Consider the following 22,125-nt stretch of genomic DNA (forward strand, 5'->3'; position numbering starts at 1 on the left):
CTACTGTGTTCCACCACCCTCAGATGGCTTGGAGCGGCGCCGGTGGTGTGGTTTGCCTGAGCCGTCCGGTCTTTTGCGGCCCCTGTGGTGATGGCCCTTACCGTGGCTCTTGCGGCCATCTTTCTGATGACGCTGATTTCGGCTGCCCTTTTCAGGATAGATGCGGCTTTTTGGATCGATCTCCGCCAGTAGAGCCTGATCGACCGATTCCAGGGGGATGCGGTGACCTACGTAGGTCTCGATGTCAGGCAGGGAGAAGGCGTGAGTCTCGCAGGCGAAGCTGACGGCATCGCCACTGGCGCCGGCCCGGGCGGTGCGGCCGATACGGTGGACATAGTCCTCTGCATCCTCTGGCAGGTCGAAGTTGACCACGTGGGAGACGTCGCTGATGTGCAGACCCCTGGCGGCTACATCGGTGGCCACCAGGACCGAGACCTCGCCGTTCTGAAACTTTTTCAACAGGCTGAGACGTTTCCTCTGTGGCACATCGCCGGAGAGTACAGCCGTCTCGATACCGTTGCCCTGAAGAAAACCCCAGACCTTGTCGGCGGTGCGCTTTGTATTGATGAAGACGATGGTGCGGGCATTCTCCAGGCTGCGCAGCAGCCCGATCAGCAGCGGGATCTTCTCCTCGTTGGCGGTCATGTAACAGACCTCGCGCACATTCTCGGCAGTCACCTGTTCCGGTTCCACCTCCACGTTCTGCGGGTTGTTCATGTGCTCGTAAGCCAGTTCCTTCACCCGGTAGGAGAGGGTGGCGGAGAAGAGCATCCCCAGACGTTTTTCCGGCTTGGGGCAGCGCCGCAGCATGAAGCGGATGTCCTTGATGAAGCCGAGGTCGAACATGCGGTCCGCCTCGTCGAGCACGATGACCTGGATTGCCCTTAGATCGTAAACACCCTGCTTGAGATAGTCGATGAGCCGGCCGGGAGTGCCGATGAGGATGTCGACACCCTCTTGCAGTTGCCTGCGTTGCTCTTCATAACCGGTGCCGCCGAAGACCACCGCCGAGGTGAAATTTGTGTGTTTGGTCAGGGTCACCGCATCGTTATGGATCTGCACTGCCAGTTCGCGGGTAGGCGCAACCATCAATGCCCGGGGCTGATTGGCCCGACGCGACTCATCGGCTGGGTGGATGGTCAGATGCTGCAGGGTCGCAACCAGAAAGGCAGCTGTTTTACCGGTGCCGGTCTGGGCCTGCCCCGCAAGATCCTGCCCGGTGAGGGCGATGGGCAGGGCCTCTGCCTGGATCGGAGTACAGTAGGTGAATCCGGCTTCCGCTATGCCCTGTTGAACTCCAGGGGCCAGATCGAAAGAGTCAAATCTTGTGTCTGTCAGGTGTTTTTCGCTCATGGCGGGCTAGGATACATTATTTTTTTTGCTCTTGGGACTTGTAATAGAGACAATTTTTCGATCAAATAGGGCTTTGTGCCGTGGGCAGCACTCTATTTGCAGCCGAAACAAGAACCAAGCGGCGTTTGGATCCATAGCTTGAGACACCGATGCAATTCTGCATGAGCCGGTGTATTTTCCGCAGAAATAATTGGAGAGACTCCCAGAATGAGTGAGCAGATTGTTCATGTAACGGATGATTCATTCGAATCAGACGTGCTTCAGGCAGACAAGCCGGTACTGATCGACTATTGGGCCGAATGGTGTGGTCCCTGCAAGATGATCGCGCCGGTGCTTGATGATATCGCCGGTGAGTACAGTGATCGGCTGACCGTGGCCAAGCTGAATATCGATGACAATCCAAATACACCACCTCGTTATGGCATCCGGGGTATTCCCACCCTGATGCTGTTCAAGGACGGTCAGGTAGAGGCAACCAAGGTGGGCGCAGTTTCCAAATCCCAGCTGATTGCCTTCATCGACAGCAATCTGTAACTGGCTGTCCCCGGCGCGTCTGCTACACTCTGATAAATATCAAAACGCGTCTCTGAATGCAGCCCTTTCAAGCCTGATTCCAGTTTTCAAACGATTTGATGCACCTGCCAGGCGGGTGCGATTTTCCTTTCCCCCTATCCTATCTGAATAAACAACACCCCAAAAAACCATTATGAATCTTACTGAACTCAAAAAGATGCCGGTCCCTGAACTGGCCAGTCTGGCGCGAGAAATGAAAATCGAGGGTATGTCTCGCACCCGTAAACAGGATCTGATCTTTGCCATCCTCAAGGCCCATGCGAAGAAGGGCGAGGATATCTATGGTGACGGGGTGCTGGAGATTCTGCAGGATGGTTTTGGGTTTCTGCGTTCCGCAGACAGCTCCTATCTGGCCGGACCTGATGACATCTATGTCTCCCCGAGCCAGATCCGTCGTTTCAGCCTGCGTACCGGTGACACCATCTCCGGTAAGATTCGTCCGCCGAAGGATGGTGAGCGCTACTTTGCTCTGCTCAAGGTTGCCGAGATCAACTTCGACAAGCCGGAGAACGCAAAGAACAAGATTCTGTTTGAAAACTTCACACCGTTGTTCGCCAATCAGAAGTTTACTCTCGAACAGGGTAACGGCAGTACCGAGGATATCACTGCCCGCACCATCGAACTTTGTGCTCCGATCGGTAAGGGGCAGCGTGGCCTGATTGTCTCCCCGCCCAAGGCCGGTAAGACGATGATGCTGCAAAACATCGCCCAGTCCATTGCCCACAATCATCCAGAGTGCCATCTCATCATACTGCTCATCGATGAGCGTCCTGAAGAGGTGACCGAGATGGCCCGCTCGGTAAGCCGAGCCGAGGTGATCTCCTCCACCTTCGACGAACCGGCCACCCGCCACGTACAGGTTGCCGAGATGGTGATCGCCAAGGCCAAGCGCCTGGTTGAACACAAGAAGGATGTGGTGATACTTCTAGACTCCATTACCCGTCTGGCCCGCGCCTACAATACTGTGATTCCCTCTTCCGGCAAGGTGTTGACCGGTGGTGTGGACGCCAATGCCCTGCACCGTCCGAAACGTTTCTTCGGCGCTGCGCGTAACGTGGAGGAGGGAGGGTCCCTGACCATTCTCGCCACCGCCCTGGTCGAGACCGGTTCGCGCATGGATGATGTGATCTACGAAGAGTTCAAGGGTACCGGCAACATGGAGGTTCACCTGGATCGCCGCATCGCCGAGAAGCGCATCTTCCCGTCGATTAATATCAACCGCTCGGGCACCCGCCGTGAAGAGCTGCTGATGAAATCTGACGAGTTGCAGAAGATGTGGATACTGCGCAAGATCCTCCACCCCATGGATGAGCTGGCTGCCATGGAGTTTCTCTACGACAAGCTCAAGGCCACCAAGACGAATGAAGAGTTTTTTAGTTCGATGAAAAGGTAGATAAAGGTATCAGGTTTCAGGTTTCAGGTTTCAGGTTACAGGACTGCTCAATTCCCCTCCCCGTCCCTCCCCTGAGGGGAGGGGGCCACTCTTTTAGGCTGCGGAGTGAAAAAAGTTGACGAATTGACTTGACGCTGTAAACACACCGGCCATAATTTTGCTGTCACCTGTCACCTGTCACCTGTCACCTGTCACCTGTCACCTGTCACCTGTCACCTGTCACCTGTCACCTGTCACCTGTCACCTGTCACCTGTCACCTGTCACCTGTCACCTGTCACCTGTCACCTGTCACCTGTCACCTGTCACCTGTCACCTGTCACCTGTCACCTTTAATAGCAAGTAGCCCCTTCCCCAAAATTCCGCTAGCATCTTCCCGACAACCCCTCCATCCGAGTCCGGTGCCCCCATGAAAGCCATGATCCTGGCCGCCGGTCGGGGTGAGCGTATGCGCCCCCTGACCGACCACACTCCCAAGCCGTTGCTGCCGGTGGCTGGCAAACCACTTATCGAATATCACATCGAAGCGCTTGCGGGAGCAGGTATCCGGGAACTGGTCATCAATCACGCACACCTGGGAAAACAGATCGAAGTGGCACTGGGTGACGGCTCCCGCTGGGGCGTCACAATCCACTACTCACCCGAGTCTCCTGCGCTGGAAACCGGCGGAGGCATCTTTCGTGCGCTACCCTTATTGGGAGAGGCCCCTTTTCTGGTGGTGAACGGTGATGTCTGGTGCGAAATCGATTTTGTGGGACTGGTTCTGCCCCCCGGCCGACTGGCCCACTTGGTGATGGTGCCGAACCCATCGCACCATCCGGCGGGGGATTTCTCGCTGGAGGGTGATGCGTTGGTGGATGCCGGCAGTGGGCGTTTGACCTTTAGCGGTATCGGACTCTACGCTCCGGCACTGTTTGCCGGATGTGATTCCGGTGCCTTTCCTCTGGGACCCTTGTTGCGCAGCGCAATGGCGGCAGGAGAAGTGAGTGGTGAGGCTTTTTTGGGGCGCTGGTCCGATGTGGGTACCCCGCAGCGGTTGGCGGCGCTGGAGCAATCCTTGTCTGGATAATCAGAAAACCGCTGAACAATCATGACTTATCAAGAGGTTCCCTAGGGATATGGGACAGGAGATCTCATCAAGCCACTTTGGCCCCGATGACTTCGCTGAGTTTCATGCGCGGCTGGAAGCAGAGACAAGCCTGCTGGCGGGCTGGTTCAAAGAGGGACGTTTTGTCCAGGAGCCGCCGACCGGTGGTTTTGAGCTGGAGGCCTGGCTGATCGGACCCGATGCGGAACCGGCGCCACTGAATCAGGTGCTCCTGCAGCGCTTGAATAATCCCCTGGTGGTCTCCGAACTGGCCACTTTCAACCTGGAACTCAACAGTACACCTCTCCATCTGGAAGGCAGTGTCTTTACCCGCATGGCAGATGAGTTGGGGCAGCTTTGGACTGTGTGCAACCAGACTGCCGCCTCGCTTGAAACGCGGCTTGGGATGATCGGAATTCTACCCAGTCTGTGCCAGTCGCACCTGACCCTGGCCAATATGTCTCCCCTCAATCGCTACCGGGCGCTCAATGAGCAGGTCTTCAGGTTACGCGAAGGGCGGCCGGTTGAATTGGCTATCGAGGGTCGGGACAGACTGAAGTTGAGTCATGACGATGTCATGCTTGAGTCCGCCACTACCTCGTTTCAGATACATCTGCAGGTCGACCCGGCCAAAGCTGTCCGCGCCTATAACCTTTCAAAGATAGTCTCGGCCCCGATGGTGGCGGCAACCGCCAATTCCCCCTATCTCTTTGGTTATGATCTCTGGGATGAAACCCGCATACCCCTTTTTGAACAGGCGATCGCAGTCGGGGCTTCAGACCTGACCAAGCGCGTCAGCTTCGGCGTCCGTTATGTGCGGGAGTCGATGATGGAGAACTTCAGCGCCAACCTTGATCGTTATCCGGTACTGCTGCCCCGGCTGATGGATGAGCCGGTTGAGCAACTTGCACATCTGCGGTTGCACAACGGCACCATCTGGCGCTGGAACCGCCCATTGATCGCCTTCGATAAAACCGGTGGCCCCCATCTGCGTATTGAGCACCGGGTAGTGCCGGCTGGACCCAGCGTGCAGGACACCATCGCCAATGCCGCTTTCTACTTCGGTATGATAAGTGAATTGATTGAAAATGATGAGATGCTGGAGAATCTTCTGGGATTTATTCAGGCGCGCAGTAATTTTTATGCGGCGGCCCGTCTGGGTCTGGAGGCGGAAGTGCACTGGCTTGACCGGAAGCAATTGTCTATTGATCAACTGATTCTGCATCAGTTGCTGCCCAAGGCCCGCCGTGGGCTTGCGCTGCTCAGAGTGGATCGGGCCGAGATTGATCACTGGCTGGGTATCATAGAGGCCAGAGTCAGGACGAAGATGAATGGGGCAGCCTGGCAACGTGCCTGGGTGGCGCGCCATGGTTACGATATGGCGGCACTGAGCCTGGCCTATCTTGAACGGCAGGAGAGCGGTCTGCCGGTGCATGAATGGGGGCTTTAACGGGTACAATGTCGGGATGTTGCAGGAACTGACCTCTATTCCAGAAGGGCTGCTTGAACTTCCAGCGGACCAGCTTGAAACGGTGCTTGTCGGCCCGACACTGATTCATCTGCCGGGAAAACGCCCGGCGCCTCTTTTCCTCTCTGTGCTGATGCACGGCAACGAGACGGTGGGTTGGGAGGCGGTTCGCAGACTGCTCAAACGCTATGAAGGGGGCAGGGATCTACCGCGCGCGATCTCCCTCTTTATCGGCAATGTTTCCGCCGCGGCCCTGGGATTGCGTCGACTACCGGGACAGCCGGACTACAATCGGGTCTGGCCCGGCAGCGAGACAGATGGCACGCCGGAGCACACTATGATGCGCCAGGTGACTGAGACCATCGCCAGACTCAAGCCGTTTGCCAGCGTCGATGTGCACAACAACACGGGCCTCAATCCCCACTACGCGTGCGTCAACCGGCTGGATGCCAGTTTTCTCCATCTCGCCAATCTGTTTGGCCGCACCGTGGTCTACTTCCTGCGACCCAAAGGGGTGCAGTCGATGGCGCTGGCGGGGATCTGCCCCGCAGTCACGCTGGAGTGCGGTAAGGTTGGACAGGCCAGGGGAGTGGATCATGCGCTGGAGTATCTCGATGCCTGTCTGCATCTGTCGGAGCTTCCGCTCCATCCTGTTGCCGCTCAGGATATCGATCTCTTCCATACCGTGGCTCAGGTAAAGGTGCCGGAGACACTGAGTTTCAGTTTTGGCGATTGGGAGGCAGATATCCTTTTTGCACCGGACCTCGACCACATGAACTTCCGGGAGCTGCCCCGGGGTACCAGTCTGGGTCGGGTGCTTGTTGATCGCCGGCCGATTCTGGATGTGCGGGATGAGCGCGGCGAGGATGTGACGGCACGCTTCTTTGTCGTGGAGGAGGGGGAGTTGCGACTGCGCACCCCGGTGATGCCCTCCATGCTGACCACCAATAGAGCGGTGGTGCGTCAGGATTGCCTCTGTTATCTCATGGAGCGTTACGACACTCATCTGCATGAGCGGGATTGAAAATAAGGTTATAAAGACTTAAAGGTGGCTGTAACCTGGGCAGCCGCCCTTCTGGAGAGACTACTGAGATGCTACTGCTTGTTATCTATATCTCTATCGCCCTGGGATTCTCCTTTTTCTGTTCGGTTGCAGAGGCGGTGATTCTCAGTGTCACCACGCCCTATATTGCGCTGCTGGAGCAGGAGGGCAAAGCTTCCGGTACTATGCTGCGCAGACTCAAGGAGGATATCAACACGCCTTTGGCGGCGATCCTGACACTGAACACAACTGCACATACCATTGGCGCTGCCGGGGCGGGCGCCCAGGCGGCTGTGGTGTTTGGCAATGCCTATGTGGGTGTGGCCTCCGCAGTTTTGACGTTGTTGATTCTGGTGTTTTCCGAGATCGTGCCCAAGACACTTGGTGCCCATTACTGGCGGCAATTGGCGCCGCTGACCGCCCATGCGCTTAAATATCTGATATTCATACTCTACCCGTTCGTCAAGATGGCGGAGTGGTTGACCGGAAGAATAGCCACCGAACCCACCCTGCGGGGATTCAGCCGTGAAGAGTTCGCTGTCATGGCTGACCTTGGGGCCGAAGAGGGACAGCTGGGAGAGAAGGAGTCGTTGATACTGAAGAATCTGTTTCTGTTCCGGGATATGCAGGCAACGGATGTGATGACGCCACGCTCTGTGGTGTTTGCTTTAGATGAAACGATGAGCGTAGAGGATTTTTTTCTGAAGCATGACAGCGTTCGATTTTCCCGTATCCCCCTATATGAGAGAGATCGGGAGCATATTAGCGGTTTTGTCCTGCGTAGTGATTTGTTGTTGGCCCGAGCCAGGGGGAATTCCGAAAACAGGTTGGCCAACTATTGCCGCGAACTGCCGGTACTGCCCGATTCGACATCGCTGCTCCATGCCTTTGATAAGTTGCTCGACCGGCGTGCGCATATTCTGTTGATTGTGGATGAATATGGTGGCATGGAGGGCGTTCTCACCCTTGAGGATATTCTAGAAACCCTGCTTGGAATGGAGATCGTCGATGAAGGGGACAAGAATATCGATATGCGCAAACTCGCACGCCAGCTCTGGAAGCGGCGTGCAAAAGCGATGGGGCTGGATATTACTTAATCCCTGAATGCTTTAATTCAGACTATTCTTCAATTGCCTGGCCGTCTCTTCAGCTTGCTTTTTGACATCTTGAACAACCCCATCGCTCTGCATGGTTACCACAGCATTGATGGCATTTTTCAACGCTGAAGGGCGCACAGTCTCTCCGTTCAGGGTCACCTCGTAGGGTAGAGTCGCATAAGATGAGAAGGGGTCGCTGAGTCCCATGGCGTTATCTTCGACCGCATCGTATTTGTAGTAACATGCTGACTTTGTCAGCCCATCTGCAGATTCAGTCTGGATATTTACCACTGCATATTCAGGTCGTTTGAATTTGTGCTCTCCCTCGCTCCAGATGACATCCCCTTGTGAATAGAGCAGTGAAGAGGAGAGGTCCTTGCAGAATGTTACACGCACGTCCTCCTGTGAACCGGAACAGCCGGTAATTGCCAAGGTTGTTATGAATGCGGCTGCTGTGGGCCAGAAGATGACTGGAACGGTGATTTTCATTACAGATCCTCTTGAATTGGGGTGATGGCCTCTCTAAATGTGACACCCTACCAAATGAATTTAACGCTGCACATCATCTTTTCAGGATGGTTGAACTCCGAAAATTGAGTTAACAAAGTGCGCAGTGAGGGCGAATTGCAGGGATTCGTGAAAAAGAAATTCTCAGTATCTCTCTGAGATAAAAGAGAAGGCCCCACAAATTTCGTAGGGCCAGGTTGTTTCAGATTTTTCAGTTCAGACTTTTCGACGTCGTGCAAATGAAAGTCCTGCCAGCGCAATACCCATCAATGCAAGCGTTGCAGGTTCCGGTGCTCCTACGCCGCCGCGGCCAAAGAGCATGATGTTGGAAATTTCATGGTATGAACCATCGTAGTTCCAATCGTAATTAAGCACACCGTCCTCCAGGAGATAGGCAGACCATTTGATGGTTCTGTCGTTGTTTGGGCCAGTGGCACCATCCTTCAGGACAGCGATCAGATCCTCATAGTCATTCCAGATGTTGGCGACCAGGGAAAAATCGCCGTCCAGGCCGGTGAAGTCTCCACTCCAGTAGGTGGTATCGACAGGGTCACCAGGCTCCACCTTGTCCAGCTCTGCCCAGTCATCGAAGCCAAAAAACAGCCCGTCGTTCAGTTTGTCGGCGCTTGCGGCACCACCATCGCCATTGGCGCAGTCAGCAGCTGGGGTGATCCCGCCAAGATTGCAGGGGGTAGCATTGATCAAGCCGCTGAAGCCGATTCCCGCTAAAGCAATTATGCCAATTAGTAAACGTTTCATAAGCGCGTCCTCCGTATGTTGTTTTGATTACGCTGCTTATTAACCCGCTATTTTCGTGCCATAGAGGATTTTTTCTCTTTGATTCAGTAATTAAGGTCCTGTTGGTGGAGCGTTTAGCCTTTTTGTTACGGAAAAAACAATCGCGTGAAAATGTGAGCTGCGTCACAAATGCCTGTTTTTCCGGGAAGAATTTCTTAATGAGAGGGTGTTTGTTATTGCGCGAAGAAGCAGGAATAAAATGCGTGGGTTTTGTTTCAGCGGTTACTGCCCATATGGGATGGATTGGCCGGGTGATTAATGTGTAAGAAAGCCCGACATGAATTAGGATTGTTGTTCATTCTATCGTGCTTTATTAATGTGTTTATGGGTGGGGTATGGGGCTAACTACCCATTTTAATTAGCAAAAACAGTTCGTTATTAGGTTTTCTATGTTGCTGGCAGGGGTGTAAGGAAAGCCGACAGGTAGGGGAGAAGGGAAAAGCAGGTGCTTTTGGTGAAAGGGGGGGTATGGCGGGAAATGGCTATTTGAACCGATACCAGATCATGCCCACATACTCATGCATTGCCATTTCAGTTTGCCGGACTGCACGGCCATTGGGTAGGCCGTTAAGCCAGGAGGTTTTGCCGTCCGGTTTGTAGACGAAACCGGTGGGGGCGGCAATGGCATCGATGCCGTTGCGTGCAAAGGCATCCATTGAGCGGGGCATGTGTGAGGCCGTGGTCACCAGCAGGATGCGTTTGATGCCGAGCTTCTTGAGCAACTGGGCGGTGAAGCGGGCGTTCTCCCAAGTGGTATGGCTGCGGGGTTCGATATGTTCCACGGTGACGCCGAACTCGTCGCGCAGGATCTCGGCGGAAATCCTGGCTTCAGCAGTGCCGGAGTAGACTGCATTGCCGCCACTGGGGATCACCGGCAGGCCGGTTTTATGGGCGAGCCGGGCCGCGTAGCGCAGGCGGAAGAGTACCCGCTGATTGGCGGTGTCGCCGCCATACTCCGGCGCATCGAGATAGCGGCCGCCACCAAGTACCACGATCGCCTCTGCACCGCTGTTGGCGATCGCTTTGTCGGTCAGTGCAGGATAGCTCTCCAGTCCCGCTGTGAGCAGGCTGGCAGTGATCGGCAGACTCAACAGCCACTGCAGGAGCAGGGCAAGCACGAACAGTTTGCGGCCCCAGCCGAGGCGCCAGAAGAGCAGGCCGATAAAGCCGAGTAATATCGGCCCGCCCGGTGGCAGCAGCAGGTGTTCGATGGCCTTGGTGGTGACTACGTCCATAGTTGTGCCGCTATCTGTTCAGCAATGGGTTGGCGGCTTGCAGGTCCGCATGGTAGGAGGAGCGCACCAGCGGGCCGCTGGCGACATTGGTGAATCCCATGGCCTCTCCAGTCTTACGAAGTTCATCGAACTCTTCAGGGGTGACGTAACGCTCCACCGGCAGATGGTCCCGGCTGGGCTGCAGGTATTGTCCCAGGGTCAGCATCTCGCAGCCGTGGTCGCGCAGATCCTGCATGACGGCTTCCACTTCACCGGGTTTCTCCCCCAGACCGAGCATGATGCCGGATTTTGTCGGTACCTCGGGAGAGGCAGTCCTGAATGCCTGCAGCAGTTTCAGGGATCCGGCGTAATCGGCGCCGGGGCGGGCCTGGCGGTAGAGGCGGGGAACGGTCTCCAGGTTGTGGTTGAAGACGTCCGGCGGGACCTGGGTCAGTCTCTCCAGCGCGACTCCCATGCGCCCACGGAAGTCCGGCACCAGCACCTCGATACGGGTTTCAGGCATCCGCGCGCGTACCGCTTTTATGCAGTCGCGGTAGTGTCCTGCACCGCCATCACGCAGGTCGTCCCGGTCCACTGAGGTGATGACCACATACTTCAGGGCCATGGCTTCGATCGCCTCTGCCAGTTGGTCCGGTTCATCGGTGTTCAACGGCTGAGGTTTGCCGTGGGCCACATCGCAAAAGGGACAGCGCCGGGTGCAGATGTCCCCCATGATCATGAAGGTGGCTGTACCGTGTTCGAAGCACTCCCCCAGGTTGGGGCAGGCCGCCTCCTCGCAGACCGAGCTCAGGCCCCGTTCCCGCAGGATACGGCGGATCCTGCTGACTTGTCGGCCCAGCGGCGCTTTGGCGCGGATCCATTTCGGTTTGCGCAGCAGTTCGTCCCGCGATTCCACCTTGACGGGAATGCGGGCGAGCTTTGCCTCGCCGCGTTGGTGGCTGTCGGGTTTAGAGCGGGAGGGGGGCTGGTACCCTTTCTGGTCTCTCATCAGGATTGTGTTGGTTCGTAAAAATCCGCAGTGTAACCTAAACCTGACGCCAGATGTTTCGCCAAATCCCGGCCAAGGGTGGGGATGTCGGTGGTCCCGTTCAAGTCTGCCAGTTGAGTTACCGTCAGGCCGGGGTGGCCGCAGGGGTTGATGCGGCTGAACGGCTCCAGATCCATATCCACGTTGAGACTGAGCCCATGAAAGCTGCAGCCGTGCCTTACCCTCAGGCCAAGGGCGGCGATCTTGCTGTCATCGACGTAGACACCGGGGGCATCTGAGCGGGCGGCAGCATCTATCCCCTGGGTGGCCAGCAGATCGATAACGCCCTGTTCCAGCAGTGATACCAAGGCACGTACCCCGATCTTGGCGCGCCGCAGATCGAGCATCAGGTAGGCGATCAACTGACCGGGGGCGTGATAGGTAACCTGCCCTCCACGGTCGCTTTTGATGATGGGGATGGTGCCGGGGCGAAGCAGGTGCTCCGGTTTGCCGGCCTGGCCGAGGGTGAATACCGGCGGGTGTTGCAGTAACCAGAGTTCATCGCGGCTTTTTGCATCCCGGCTGTCGGTGTAGTCCTTCATGGCCTGCCAGGTGGTTTCGTAGGGCTGCAGGCCAAGTTGGCGGATCAGGAGGGATTTGCTCACAGGTTAGAGCGCCATCACGACCTTTTCATGGGCGCTGAGGTCGAGATAGATGGCATCCAGTTGATCCTTGCTGCTGGCCTGTATGGTGACGGTGACTGAAACCCACTTTCCCCCCTTGCTGGAACGTGATTTGACCGCACCCTCATGGAGGTTGGGGACGTGGTTCCTGATCATCTCAACCACCAGCAGGTCGAAGCCGGGTTCTGCCCGGCCCATAGTCTTGATGGAAAAATCACAGGGGAACTCCAGCAGCGTCTCTGTCTCTTGTTCGTTATTCATCATTCCAGCCATAACAGGGCGCTGTCTTTGGCTTGCTGCCAGAGACTGCCCTCCGGGATTTCGTCAAGTGCAATCAATGGAACATTGGCAACCTCTTCGTTATCCAACGTGATGCTGACCCGCCCAAGTTCCGCCCCCTTGTGGATCGGCGCCATAATCTTCGGATTCACCTCCATACGGGCGCTCAGGTTTTTGTACTGCTTGCGGGGAATAGTGACTTTCAGGTCGCTGCCCAGTCCCAAGGGCAATGATTCGCGATCGCCTTTCCAGATGCGTACCCGGTTGAGCACATCCCCCGTGCCATAAAGTTTATGTGTCTCATAGAAGCGAAAGCCGTAGTTGAGCAGGGACTGACTTTCACTGGCCCGGATTTTTATGCTGTTGGTACCCATTACCACCGAGACCAGGCGCATCTCTTCGCGTTTGGCCGATGCAACAAGACAATAACCGGCGGCTTTCGTGTAGCCGGTTTTCATGCCGTCCACACTCTTGTCCCGCCACAGCAGTTTGTTGCGATTGTGCTGCTTGATCTTATTGAAGAGAAAGGATTTCTCTCCATACCACTCATAGTATTCCGGAAACTCCCTGATCGTGGCAATGGCAACCTTGGCGATGTCCTCGGGGGTTGTGTAGTGATCATCGTCCGGCAGGCCCGTGCTATTGACAAAATGGCTGTCGAGCATGCCCAGGCGCTGGGCGTGATTGTTCATTACTTCAGCAAAGGTGGATTCACTGCCGGCGATGTGTTCCGCCAGCGACACGCAGGCATCGTTGCCGGACTGGATGATCATGCCCATGATCAAGTCCTCTAGACTGACTCGCTTGCCCACTTCAATGAACATCTTTGAACCGCCGGTGCGCCAGGCCTTTTCGCTGATCAATACTTCCTCGTCCAGGCGGATATTGCCCTCCTTGAGTTCGCGGAAAACAGCATAGGCTGTCATGATCTTGGTCAGACTGGCGGGTTCGAGTCGTTGCCCTGCGTTTTTGTTCGCCAATATTTTGCCGGAGTCAAAGTCGATCAGCAGATAGCCGCTGGCAGTGAGCTTCGGCGGTGTTGGGATCGGCTGCTTGGCAAGTGCGGCATTGGCCGGGATGAGCCAGCAGAGGATCAGGATATAGAACAGGGAGAGTCTTGAAAACTTCGCAGACATGGGGTTTCCGGGTTTGTGAATTGGGAGGGGTCGGAGTCAAATTTGATGGGTATTGCGGCGGTGAAACCTTGTTGCTTCAATCAAATTTGACTCCGACCCCTATGGAAAATTTGGCCAATAAATTGATCCGCTATTTTATAGACTGCGGAACAGGACGCAAACCAATGCGGGTGGATGTATCTACTGGATCACCACATGGGTGTCCCTGATGCCCAGCCCGTCGAGACGTCTGCTCAGGCTGTCGGCGCCATCCACGCCGGAAATCGGGCCAACCTGAACCCGGTAGACCAGTTGATCGGCGCTTCTGCCCTCCAGCACCCGTACATTGGTGTCGAGATCGTTTTGCAGTCGGGACTGCAGCCGGTTGGCATTATCCCGGCTGCCGAAGGCCCCGACCTGGAGATAGAGACGAGTTGCCTCTGATGCTACGGATTCGACCGGTGACGCCGGTGAAGTTTCCGGTTCGCCCGGCGTGAGCGCACGCACCTCCACCAGACCGGTGCCACTGCCAATGATGCCGAGCTTGTGGGCTACGGTGTAGGAGAGATCGATCAGCCGGTTGTCGTGAAAAGGACCCCGGTCGTTGATTTTGAGCACGACACTGCGGTTGTTACGCAGATTGGTGACACGGGCATAGGTTGGCAGCGGCAGGGTTTTGTGGGCTGCGGTCATGCCGTACATATTATAGGTTTCGCCGCTGCTGGTGAGCCGGCCATGGAATTTTTTGCCGTACCAGGAGGCGATGCCCCGTTCCTGATAGTTCTTGCTGCTCTGCTTGGTGTAGTAACGCTTGCCGCGTACTACATAGGAGCTGGGGTTGCCGTAGCGGCTGCGGCTTTCGAATTTCGGCACCGCGTCGGGAATGCTGTCGATATCCACCGGCGGGGCAGCCGACGGGCCGCTGTCGACGATATCCTGCTCGATAATGGAGGGGCCGATGGAGCAGCCGCCCAGCGCCGCGAGCAGGCTGAGGCCAGCGAGGTTGATGGTCGTGTGCTGAGTGCGCCTCATGATTCAATACCCATCCTGTCGTCTAAGTTGCTGGCGGGGGTGCGCCCATGGCAGCCTGACGGGCCGCCTTGATCTCCTGACTGAGCTGGTAGACTGCCATTGCATAGAGATTGCTGTGATTGTAGCGGGTAATGACGTAAAAGTTATGCAGCCCGAACCAATATTCGTCCCCGTGTTTGCCTTTTAGCAGGATCAGGCTCGCCAGCGCCTCCGGTTCAGGCAGCATCAAACCGTCTGGCCGCAGGCCGGATGCCATCAGTTCAGAGACCGCTATGCTGGGTTTCATCCCCGCCTGAACATATTTCTCATGGTGCTCCTCGCTCCTGGCCTGCTGGGTGACCATCTCGCCCCGCCGCCAGCCGTGGCGTTTGAAATAGTTGGCCACACTGCCGATCACGTCGGCATCGCTATTGTGCAGATCGCGCTTGCCGTCCCCGTCGAAGTCCACTGCGTAATTCCGATAGCTGCTGGAGATGAACTGGGGTTTACCCATTGCGCCTGCGTAGGAGCCCTTGGCGGTTGCCGGATCGATATCCTCCTCCCGGCTGAGCAGAAGAAACTCCACCAGTTCACTGCGAAAGAACTTGGCACGCTTGGGATAACCGAAGGCGAGGGTGGTGAGGGAGTCAATTACCCGGTAACGGCCGGTGTGCGCGCCGTAACGGGTCTCCACACCAATGATGGCAACCATGATCTCCGGCGGTACCCCATAGATCTTTTCTGCCCGTTCAAGCAGTGCTTGGTGTTCTTTCCAGAATTTCACCCCGCCATCGATGCGGCCTTTTTTTAGAAAGATGGGACGATAGTCGCGCCACTCCTTCGATTCCGCCGGACGGGTGATCGCCTTGATAATGTCTTCCCGAAAGCGGGTTCCGCCGAGCAGATCCTCCAGTTTCTCAGCGGAAAAACCGTGTTTCTCAGCCATCTCGGCAGCAAACGCCTTAAACGTTCCGCGAGGGATGCTGTCGGCGCCTTGGGCGCTGGAGACGGCGAGAGTAATCAGCAGGCTGGTACAGAGTATTCTGAGTGTCTGTTTCATGTGTCAGGTCGGCAAAAGTTTGCGATGAGTGTGGATGGACATGAGGATACCGAACCCGGCGAGAATGGTCACCAGTGAAGTCCCTCCATAGCTGATCAGTGGCAGCGGCACACCCACCACAGGAAGAACGCCGGATACCATGCCGATGTTGACGAAAAGATAGACGAAAAAGACCAGAGTCAATGCGCCGCCCAACAATCGGCTAAAGGTGTCCTGAGCCTGGGTGGCGATATAGAGTCCCCGCAGGATGATGAAAAAATAGAGGGCCAGCAGGGCGGCTACGCCGATCAGTCCGAACTCTTCGGAGATGACGGCGAAGACGAAATCTGTGTGGCGTTCGGGCAGGAACTCCAGGTGGGACTGGGTGCCGTTGAGCCAGCCCTTGCCTGTCAGTCCGCCGGAGCCTATGGCTATCTTCGACTGGATAATATGGTAACCCGCGCCTAGTGGATCGTTCTCCGGGTTGAGGAAGGTAAGCACCCGTCGTTTCTGATACTCGTGCATGAAAAACCAGATTACCGGCCCCAGCGCCGCCATGGAGACGGCAAACATGCTGATCAGCTGCCAGCCGATGCCGGCGAGGAAGAGGATGAAGACTCCCGCGCTGGCTACCAGCAGGGCCGTGCCCAAGTCGGGCTGCTTGGCTATCAGCAGGACCGGGATCAGGGTCATGATAGCGGCGGCCAGCAGGCGCCGCCGTTTCGGCGGCAGGCGTTTCTCCGCCAGATACCAGGCGATCATCATGGGCAGGGCCAGCTTCATCATCTCTGAGGGTTGAAAGCGGAAGAAGCCGAGATCGAGCCAGCGTTGAGCCCCCTTGCCGGTCTGGCCGAAGAAGATGACCGCCACCAGCATCAGTACCCCTGCGATATAGAGCCAGGGCGACCAGCGACGCAGGTGGGTGATGTGTATCTGGGCCAAAATGATCATGACACCAAAAGCGATGCCCAGGCGGACCAGTTGGCGTTGGATCAATGCCAACTCCTGATCCCCCGCGCTGTAGAGGATGAGTAGCCCCACTCCACTGAGCAGCATCAGGCCGGTAAGCAGTGGCAGATCCAGGTGAAGCCAGGCCAGCAGGCCTGTAGGCCGGGCGGGTTGCGACTCCTGGGTAAAGGATATGCCGGTCACGGTCTGGCCTCCTTGAGCAGGTAGCGATCCATTACCTTGCGGGCGATAGGGGCGGCCACAGAGCCGCCGTGGCCGCCGTTTTCGACGATCACCGCTACCGCAATTCTGGGCTCTTCCACCGGCGCGAAGGCGATGAAGAGGGCATGGTCACGTTTGCGTTTCTCCACTGTCTCTTCATCGTACTCTTCATCCTGCTTGACGGTGAAGACTTGTGCGGTACCGGTCTTGCCTGCGATGCCGTAGTGATCCGAGCGAATGCGCCGGGCGGTGCCGCGTTGACCCTCGATCACCTGCTGCATAGCTTGGATGACTTGCTCCCAATGTTCCGGATCCACCTGTGAGAGTTGGGTGCTCTCCATCCGGGTCGTTTCGCGGCTGCCGTCCGGAAGATCGATGCTCTCGACCATCCGCGGACGGATGCGTTGGCCGCGGTTGGCCAGACTTACGGTGGCGGCGGCAAGTTGCAGCGGGGTGGTGAGAAAGTAACCTTGCCCGATGCCGGTGATCAGCGTCTCGCCAGGGTACCAGGGTTCCCGTCGGGCTTTGCGTTTCCATTCGCGGCTGGGCAACAGTCCGGACCTTTCACCTGTCAGGTCGATGCCACTTCTGCTGCCAAAACCGAATGTGGTGAGAAAATCGTGCAGGCGGTCGATGCCGAGAGTTCTGGCAAGTTCATAATAGTAGACGTCGCAGGACTGGATAATGGCATCCTCCATCGCCATCTGGCCGTGGCCGGTTTTTTTCCAATCCCGGTACTTATGATCGTGCCCGGGTAGCTGGTAGAAGCCGGGGCAATAGGTCTGCTGATTGAAACTGACGACGCCTTTCTCCAGACCGGCCAGACCAATGAAGGGTTTTACCGTTGAGCCTGGAGGATATTGGCCGCGGATCGCCCGGTTGAAAAGGGGCTTGTCCAGCGAGTCACGCAGCGTCTTGTAGGCCCTGCTGCTGATGCCCTCGACGAAGAGATTGGGGTCGTAGCCGGGCTTGCTGACCAGCGCCAGCACCCCGCCGGTGCGGGTGTCGATAGCGGCCACCGCGCCGTTGTAGTCTTTCAGGGCCTCCATAGCCGCCGCCTGCAGATCCATATCGAGAAACAGGTGCAGGTTTTCACCGGGCTTGGGTGGCTGATTTTCCAGTACCCGAAGTACCCGCCCTTTGGCATTGACCTCCACCTGCTGCAGGCCGACGCTGCCGTGTAACTGGTTTTCATAGGTCTTCTCCACACCGTTTTTTCCGATGTGGGTGGTGCCGCTGTAGTTCGAGGCATCAATCTGCTGCAGTTCCTGCTTGTTGATGCGGCCCACATAACCCAATACATGCGCGGTCTGCTCTTGCAGCGGGTAGTCTCGTAGCAGTTTGGCATGCACAACGACCCCCGGAAATCTGTGCTGATTCACCGCAAATCGTGCCACCTCCTCATCACTCAGGCGCACCCGGATGGGAATGCTGTCGAAACGCCGCCGTTGCTGACGCAGTCGCTTGAAGCGTTTCCGGTCATCCTCGTTGATGGGAATGATCTCCGACAGTGCCTGGATCGTGGCTTCGATGTCCGGGGTCTTCTCTGGGGTGATATCGAGACTGTAGGCAGGCAGATTCTGTGCCAGGATGGTGCCATGGCTGTCGTAGATCAATCCTCGGGTAGGTGGACGAGGTTCCAGTTTGACCCGGTTATCCAGGGAGAGTGTGGTGAAATGCTCATGGTTCAACACCTGCAGATAGAGCATCCTGGTGAGCAACAACAACAGTGTCAGTGTGACGATTATCGCAGCCACAATGATCCGCCCCATGAAAAACTGGCTTTCGAAGAGGTGGTTTTTTATCGATAACTGGGGCACGGGCAGGGTCAGCGGATGCGGAAACGGCGGCGGATGTCGCGCAGGACGATGTAGATCCAGGGCCAGAGCAACATGCCCACCACCGGCGTCGCCCAGTACCAGAGAGTGGGCGCTGGATAACCCGCGGCTCCTGTGGCCCAGATCGCCAGAAGCCGCTCCACCAGCAGCAGCACAAAGATTGTGAATATCTGCTGGCGCAGAGGCAGCACCCGCACCCGACGGTGAAGTTTGAGGGTCAGATAGGCGACCAGCGCGAGTCCAAGGGCGTGCTGCCCCAGCAGGGTGCCGGTGAGGACGTCGAGGAGAATGCCGGTGAGCCAGCCGACACCCACGCCGAAACGTTCCGGCAGTGCCATGCACCAGTAGATCAGGATCAGCGTGACCCACTGAGGACGGTAATTGATTGCCCACTCAGGCAGGGGGATCACCGTAAGGACAAAACCGGCGGCGAGGGTGAGGTAGACGATATAACTTCGTCTCGGCTGCTGGGCGATCATTGCCTTGCCTCATCAGGATCAGCAGAGGATTCGGGACTCGTTGCGGCTTCCTGCAACAGGTCATCGGGATTCAGTGTCCAGACCAGCAGCACCTCCCGGATACGATCCAGATGGGCGGTTGGGCGGGCAGAGACCGTGGCGAAATGTTGTCCCGGTTCGTGATGGACATCGGTGATTTCAGCGACCGGATAACCCGGTGGAAAGCGTCCGCCCAATCCGGAGGTGACCAGCAGGTCTCCTGGCCGGATATCGGCATTGTTCGGTAGATGGGGCAGTTCGAGTTCGTTGATCAGCCCGGTGCCCAGGGCGATGGTGCGCAAGCCGTTGCGATTGACCTGTACCGGCAGGGCGTGCCGGGCATCGGTGATCAACAGCACAGTGGAGGTGATGGGATCGGTATGGATGACCTGGCCAACCACAGCATTGGCGTCCACCACCGGCTGGCCGTTGAAGGTGCCGGAGGTGTCGCCTTTGTCGATGATCACCTGCTGGCTGAATGGGTTCTGCTCCACTGCAACCAACTCGGCAATCAACACCCGTTCGCCGATCTTGAAGGTGGAGTCGAGCAGCCCACGCAGGCGCATGTTTTCCGCCTCCAGGGCCTCGAATTTCAATAGTCTGCCACGTAGCTCCAGGTTCTCCCGGGAGAGGCGCTCCCGATCCGTCTGGATCTGCCCCCTGGTTGAGAAGGCATCACCCATCTCTTCCACCAGGGAGGCTGGAAGGGTGGCGAGATACTGTATCGGATAGAGGGCGACCGCGAGCGCCGAGCGCAGGGTCTCCAAATGGTTCTGTCGATGGTCCAGTACCATCAGGACAATGGAGAGGATCGCCGCGCCGAACAGGCGGGAGGTGATCGATGGTCCCTGTGTGAATATCGGTTTGATTGCCGGTAAACCCTTTTCCAGATTAGTATCAATACTCAGTCAGCGCGCAGGAGCGGGGTCCCGGCGCGATCATGCCGAGGATTGCGGGCGGGTCGCCGCTCCTGCGGATGATAGAGACTGACTGGCTTCCCGCCGGGCGGCGGGAAACGGTCTATTCGACGGAGAAGACGTCTCCGCCACGTTCATCGATCAGCTCAAGGGCGCGTCCACCGCCACGTGCGACGCAGGTCAGCGGATCTTCCGCGACTATCACCGGCAGGCCGGTCTCCTCCTGCAGCAACCGATCGATATCCTTCAACAGTGCTCCGCCGCCGGTAAGCACTATGCCCCGTTCCGCCACGTCTGCGCCCAACTCGGGAGGGGTCTGTTCCAGGGCAGTGCGAACGGCGCCGACAATACCGGCAAGGGGTTCCTGCAGTGCTTCGAGTATCTCGTTGCTGTTGAGGGTGAAGCTGCGGGGAATGCCCTCAGCCAGATTGCGTCCCTTGACCTCAATCTCTTTCACATCGTTGCCGGGATAGGCAGAGCCGATCTCAATCTTGATCCTCTCGGAGGTGGCATCGCCGATGAGGGTGCCGTAGTTGCGCCGCACATAGCTGACGATCGCCTCGTCGAAACGGTCGCCGCCGACCCTCACCGAGTTGGCGTAGACGATGCCGTTGAGAGAGATGACGGCCACCTCTGAGGTGCCGCCACCGATATCCAGCACCATGGAGCCGCGCGCTTCATCCACCGGCAGGCCAGCGCCGATAGCTGCGGACATGGGTTCTTCAATGAGATAGACCTCGCGCGCTCCCGCTCCCGCTGCCGACTCCTTGATGGCTCGCCGTTCCACTTGAGTTGAACCGCAGGGCACACAGACCAGCACCCGTGGGCTGGGCCGGATGATGCGGGTTTCATGCACCTTGTGAATGAAGTACTGCAGCATCTTCTCTGTGACGGTAAAGTCGGCGATCACACCCTCTTTCATAGGGCGAATGGCGGTGATGTTGGACGGTGTGCGCCCCAGCATCTTTTTCGCGTCCTCACCGACAGCAACTACGGATTTTGCCCCTCCGGGACCGCGGTCCTGTCGGATGGCCACAACGGAGGGTTCATTGAGCACGATACCCTGGCCGCGAGCGTAGATCAGAGTATTGGCGGTACCCAGGTCGATGGAGAGATCGTTGGAAAACATTCCACGTATGCGTCGGAACAGCATAAATATTCTTCGTATGGCAGTGGGTTATGAGAAATCGGGCTATCGGAGGCGACAGGGTGGCAGGATGCCTGACCCTGATCCGAATGACCAGAAGAAACCGTAAAAACGGGTAATCTATCAATGGTACGGGTATTGAGCAAGAAAACCGGGTCGCAAAATTCACTTGGGATGCAAAAGTTGCAGTTGCTGGAAACGGTCTATACTTAATATAAATCCCAAGTAAAAAACTGGGGTATTAGGTTGGTGCATGCCGAAAATCATTTGCGGGAGGTTGTTATGACAATGCCTAAACCAACAAAAGTAGAGAAACTGAGCCAGGATATCTGCATGCGTGAGATTCCCCTTTCGGAGATGGGAGTGCCGGAAGCAGACGATTACATCCTGAACTATTGCGGTACAGAGTTTTATGCAAAACAGGCTGAAAATGAGGTGAAAAAGCAGAAAAAGTAGTGATTTGAGCAGATAAAGCATTTATCTGTCCGCTTTTTGCTGTGTGATCGCCTCCTGTCAGGCGGGGTACTCTACCCGGCTATGTTTGCACTTGGCTTGCAGGTTTTTTCATCAGTTTCAGTCAGGTTTTCTTCTCCCAACGATTTGCCAGTCCAAAATGGCATATATCGAGTAAAGCTCCATCGTCCTGGATGGTCTCCCCTTTTTTCAAGGTAATGGGTACCTCAAGTTTCGGAGTTCAAGCCATCCTGAAAAGATGAAGGGCGATGTTGAATTCATCTGGTAGGGTGCGCTATGCGCACCATGATTGCTTTGGCCGCAACGTCGTAGTGGCTGATGTGTGAATTCCCCAAGGCATTAAAGTTCCACCAACCAATGCCGATACCCAACCCATGTATATCCACTTTATCAGCCTGTTATCGCACCAATTTCGCAGCAGATCACAGGTTTTTGCT

22 protein-coding genes are annotated in these 22,125 nt (G+C 56.6%); 7 read left to right on the plus strand and 15 right to left on the minus strand.

All coding sequences use genetic code 11. From position 1 onward, the window contains the following. Entirely contained in the window at positions 1–1,353 is a 1,353-nt protein-coding gene (gene rhlB, locus HPY30_10115) for an ATP-dependent RNA helicase RhlB (protein ID QYZ66316.1), read from the minus strand. A 207-nt stretch (positions 1,354–1,560) separates the two neighbouring features. Here rhlB and trxA point away from each other — a divergent pair, with 207 nt between their 5' ends. From trxA to HPY30_10145, 6 genes are all read left to right on the plus strand, one after another. Next, positions 1,561–1,887, plus strand: a complete 327-nt coding sequence (gene trxA / locus HPY30_10120) for a thioredoxin TrxA (GenBank protein ID QYZ66317.1) — start codon at positions 1,561–1,563, stop codon at positions 1,885–1,887. A 172-nt stretch (positions 1,888–2,059) separates the two neighbouring features. Further along, positions 2,060–3,319: a transcription termination factor Rho gene (rho, locus tag HPY30_10125; GenBank protein ID QYZ66318.1), complete on the plus strand. Its 1,260-nt coding sequence runs from the start codon at positions 2,060–2,062 to the stop codon at positions 3,317–3,319. Positions 3,320–3,726: 407 nt separating this feature from the next. Continuing rightward, positions 3,727–4,386 carry a nucleotidyltransferase family protein gene (locus HPY30_10130; GenBank protein ID QYZ66319.1) on the plus strand — a complete coding sequence of 220 codons (660 nt, stop codon included), beginning with the start codon at positions 3,727–3,729 and terminating at the stop codon, positions 4,384–4,386. Between the two features lie 49 nt (positions 4,387–4,435). Beyond that, positions 4,436–5,854, plus strand: coding sequence for a glutamate--cysteine ligase (locus HPY30_10135; GenBank protein QYZ66320.1), 1,419 nt, complete (start codon positions 4,436–4,438; stop codon positions 5,852–5,854). 16 nt (positions 5,855–5,870) lie between these two features. Further along, complete coding sequence (locus HPY30_10140; GenBank protein ID QYZ66321.1) at positions 5,871–6,896, plus strand: peptidase M14; 1,026 nt, start codon at positions 5,871–5,873, stop codon at positions 6,894–6,896. 68 nt (positions 6,897–6,964) lie between these two features. Next, entirely contained in the window at positions 6,965–8,011 is a 1,047-nt protein-coding gene (locus HPY30_10145; protein QYZ66322.1) for an HlyC/CorC family transporter, read from the plus strand. A gap of 12 nt (positions 8,012–8,023) precedes the next feature. Here HPY30_10145 and HPY30_10150 read toward each other — a convergent pair whose 3' ends face one another. From HPY30_10150 to HPY30_10215, 14 genes are all read right to left on the minus strand, one after another. Further along, a complete protein-coding gene (locus HPY30_10150) occupies positions 8,024–8,500 on the minus strand; it encodes a hypothetical protein (protein ID QYZ66323.1) in 477 nt (158 codons plus the stop codon). Positions 8,501–8,734: 234 nt separating this feature from the next. Continuing rightward, positions 8,735–9,277 (minus strand): PEP-CTERM sorting domain-containing protein, encoded by a 543-nt coding sequence (locus HPY30_10155; protein ID QYZ66324.1) that lies wholly within the window; start codon positions 9,275–9,277, stop codon positions 8,735–8,737. Between the two features lie 521 nt (positions 9,278–9,798). Then, positions 9,799–10,551 carry a YdcF family protein gene (locus HPY30_10160; GenBank protein QYZ66325.1) on the minus strand — a complete coding sequence of 251 codons (753 nt, stop codon included), beginning with the start codon at positions 10,549–10,551 and terminating at the stop codon, positions 9,799–9,801. A gap of 10 nt (positions 10,552–10,561) precedes the next feature. Further along, positions 10,562–11,539, minus strand: a complete 978-nt coding sequence (lipA, locus tag HPY30_10165; GenBank protein ID QYZ66326.1) for a lipoyl synthase — start codon at positions 11,537–11,539, stop codon at positions 10,562–10,564. After that, on the minus strand, positions 11,539–12,183 hold the full coding sequence (gene lipB / locus HPY30_10170) for a lipoyl(octanoyl) transferase LipB (protein ID QYZ66327.1): 645 nt from the start codon (positions 12,181–12,183) through the stop codon (positions 11,539–11,541). The genes lipA and lipB overlap by 1 nt, the downstream gene beginning before the upstream one ends. A gap of 3 nt (positions 12,184–12,186) precedes the next feature. Continuing rightward, entirely contained in the window at positions 12,187–12,462 is a 276-nt protein-coding gene (locus HPY30_10175) for a DUF493 domain-containing protein (protein ID QYZ67990.1), read from the minus strand. Further along, the gene (locus HPY30_10180) at positions 12,462–13,616 is read right to left on the minus strand and encodes a D-alanyl-D-alanine carboxypeptidase (protein ID QYZ66328.1); all 1,155 of its coding nucleotides are present in this window, start codon (positions 13,614–13,616) and stop codon (positions 12,462–12,464) included. The genes HPY30_10175 and HPY30_10180 overlap by 1 nt, the downstream gene beginning before the upstream one ends. Positions 13,617–13,796: 180 nt before the next feature. Further along, the gene (locus tag HPY30_10185; GenBank protein ID QYZ66329.1) at positions 13,797–14,627 is read right to left on the minus strand and encodes a septal ring lytic transglycosylase RlpA family protein; all 831 of its coding nucleotides are present in this window, start codon (positions 14,625–14,627) and stop codon (positions 13,797–13,799) included. 22 nt (positions 14,628–14,649) lie between these two features. Beyond that, on the minus strand, positions 14,650–15,666 hold the full coding sequence (mltB, locus tag HPY30_10190; GenBank protein QYZ66330.1) for a lytic murein transglycosylase B: 1,017 nt from the start codon (positions 15,664–15,666) through the stop codon (positions 14,650–14,652). Positions 15,667–15,669: 3 nt separating this feature from the next. After that, complete coding sequence (gene rodA, locus HPY30_10195; protein ID QYZ66331.1) at positions 15,670–16,797, minus strand: rod shape-determining protein RodA; 1,128 nt, start codon at positions 16,795–16,797, stop codon at positions 15,670–15,672. Continuing rightward, positions 16,794–18,587 carry a penicillin-binding protein 2 gene (gene mrdA / locus HPY30_10200; GenBank protein QYZ67991.1) on the minus strand — a complete coding sequence of 598 codons (1,794 nt, stop codon included), beginning with the start codon at positions 18,585–18,587 and terminating at the stop codon, positions 16,794–16,796. Before mrdA ends, rodA begins: the two co-directional genes overlap by 4 nt. A 56-nt stretch (positions 18,588–18,643) precedes the next feature. Beyond that, positions 18,644–19,132 (minus strand): rod shape-determining protein MreD, encoded by a 489-nt coding sequence (gene mreD, locus HPY30_10205; protein ID QYZ66332.1) that lies wholly within the window; start codon positions 19,130–19,132, stop codon positions 18,644–18,646. Beyond that, positions 19,129–20,019 (minus strand): rod shape-determining protein MreC, encoded by an 891-nt coding sequence (mreC, locus tag HPY30_10210; protein ID QYZ67992.1) that lies wholly within the window; start codon positions 20,017–20,019, stop codon positions 19,129–19,131. Before mreC ends, mreD begins: the two co-directional genes overlap by 4 nt. A gap of 151 nt (positions 20,020–20,170) precedes the next feature. Further along, positions 20,171–21,217 carry a rod shape-determining protein gene (locus HPY30_10215; GenBank protein ID QYZ67993.1) on the minus strand — a complete coding sequence of 349 codons (1,047 nt, stop codon included), beginning with the start codon at positions 21,215–21,217 and terminating at the stop codon, positions 20,171–20,173. Positions 21,218–21,496: 279 nt separating this feature from the next. Here HPY30_10215 and HPY30_10220 point away from each other — a divergent pair, with 279 nt between their 5' ends. After that, positions 21,497–21,670 (plus strand): DUF3330 domain-containing protein, encoded by a 174-nt coding sequence (locus HPY30_10220; GenBank protein ID QYZ66333.1) that lies wholly within the window; start codon positions 21,497–21,499, stop codon positions 21,668–21,670. Positions 21,671–22,125: the final 455 nt, after the last annotated feature.

Source organism: Gammaproteobacteria bacterium (ex Lamellibrachia satsuma), assembly GCA_019623805.1.
Lineage (GTDB): Bacteria > Pseudomonadota > Gammaproteobacteria > Chromatiales > Chromatiaceae > QGON01.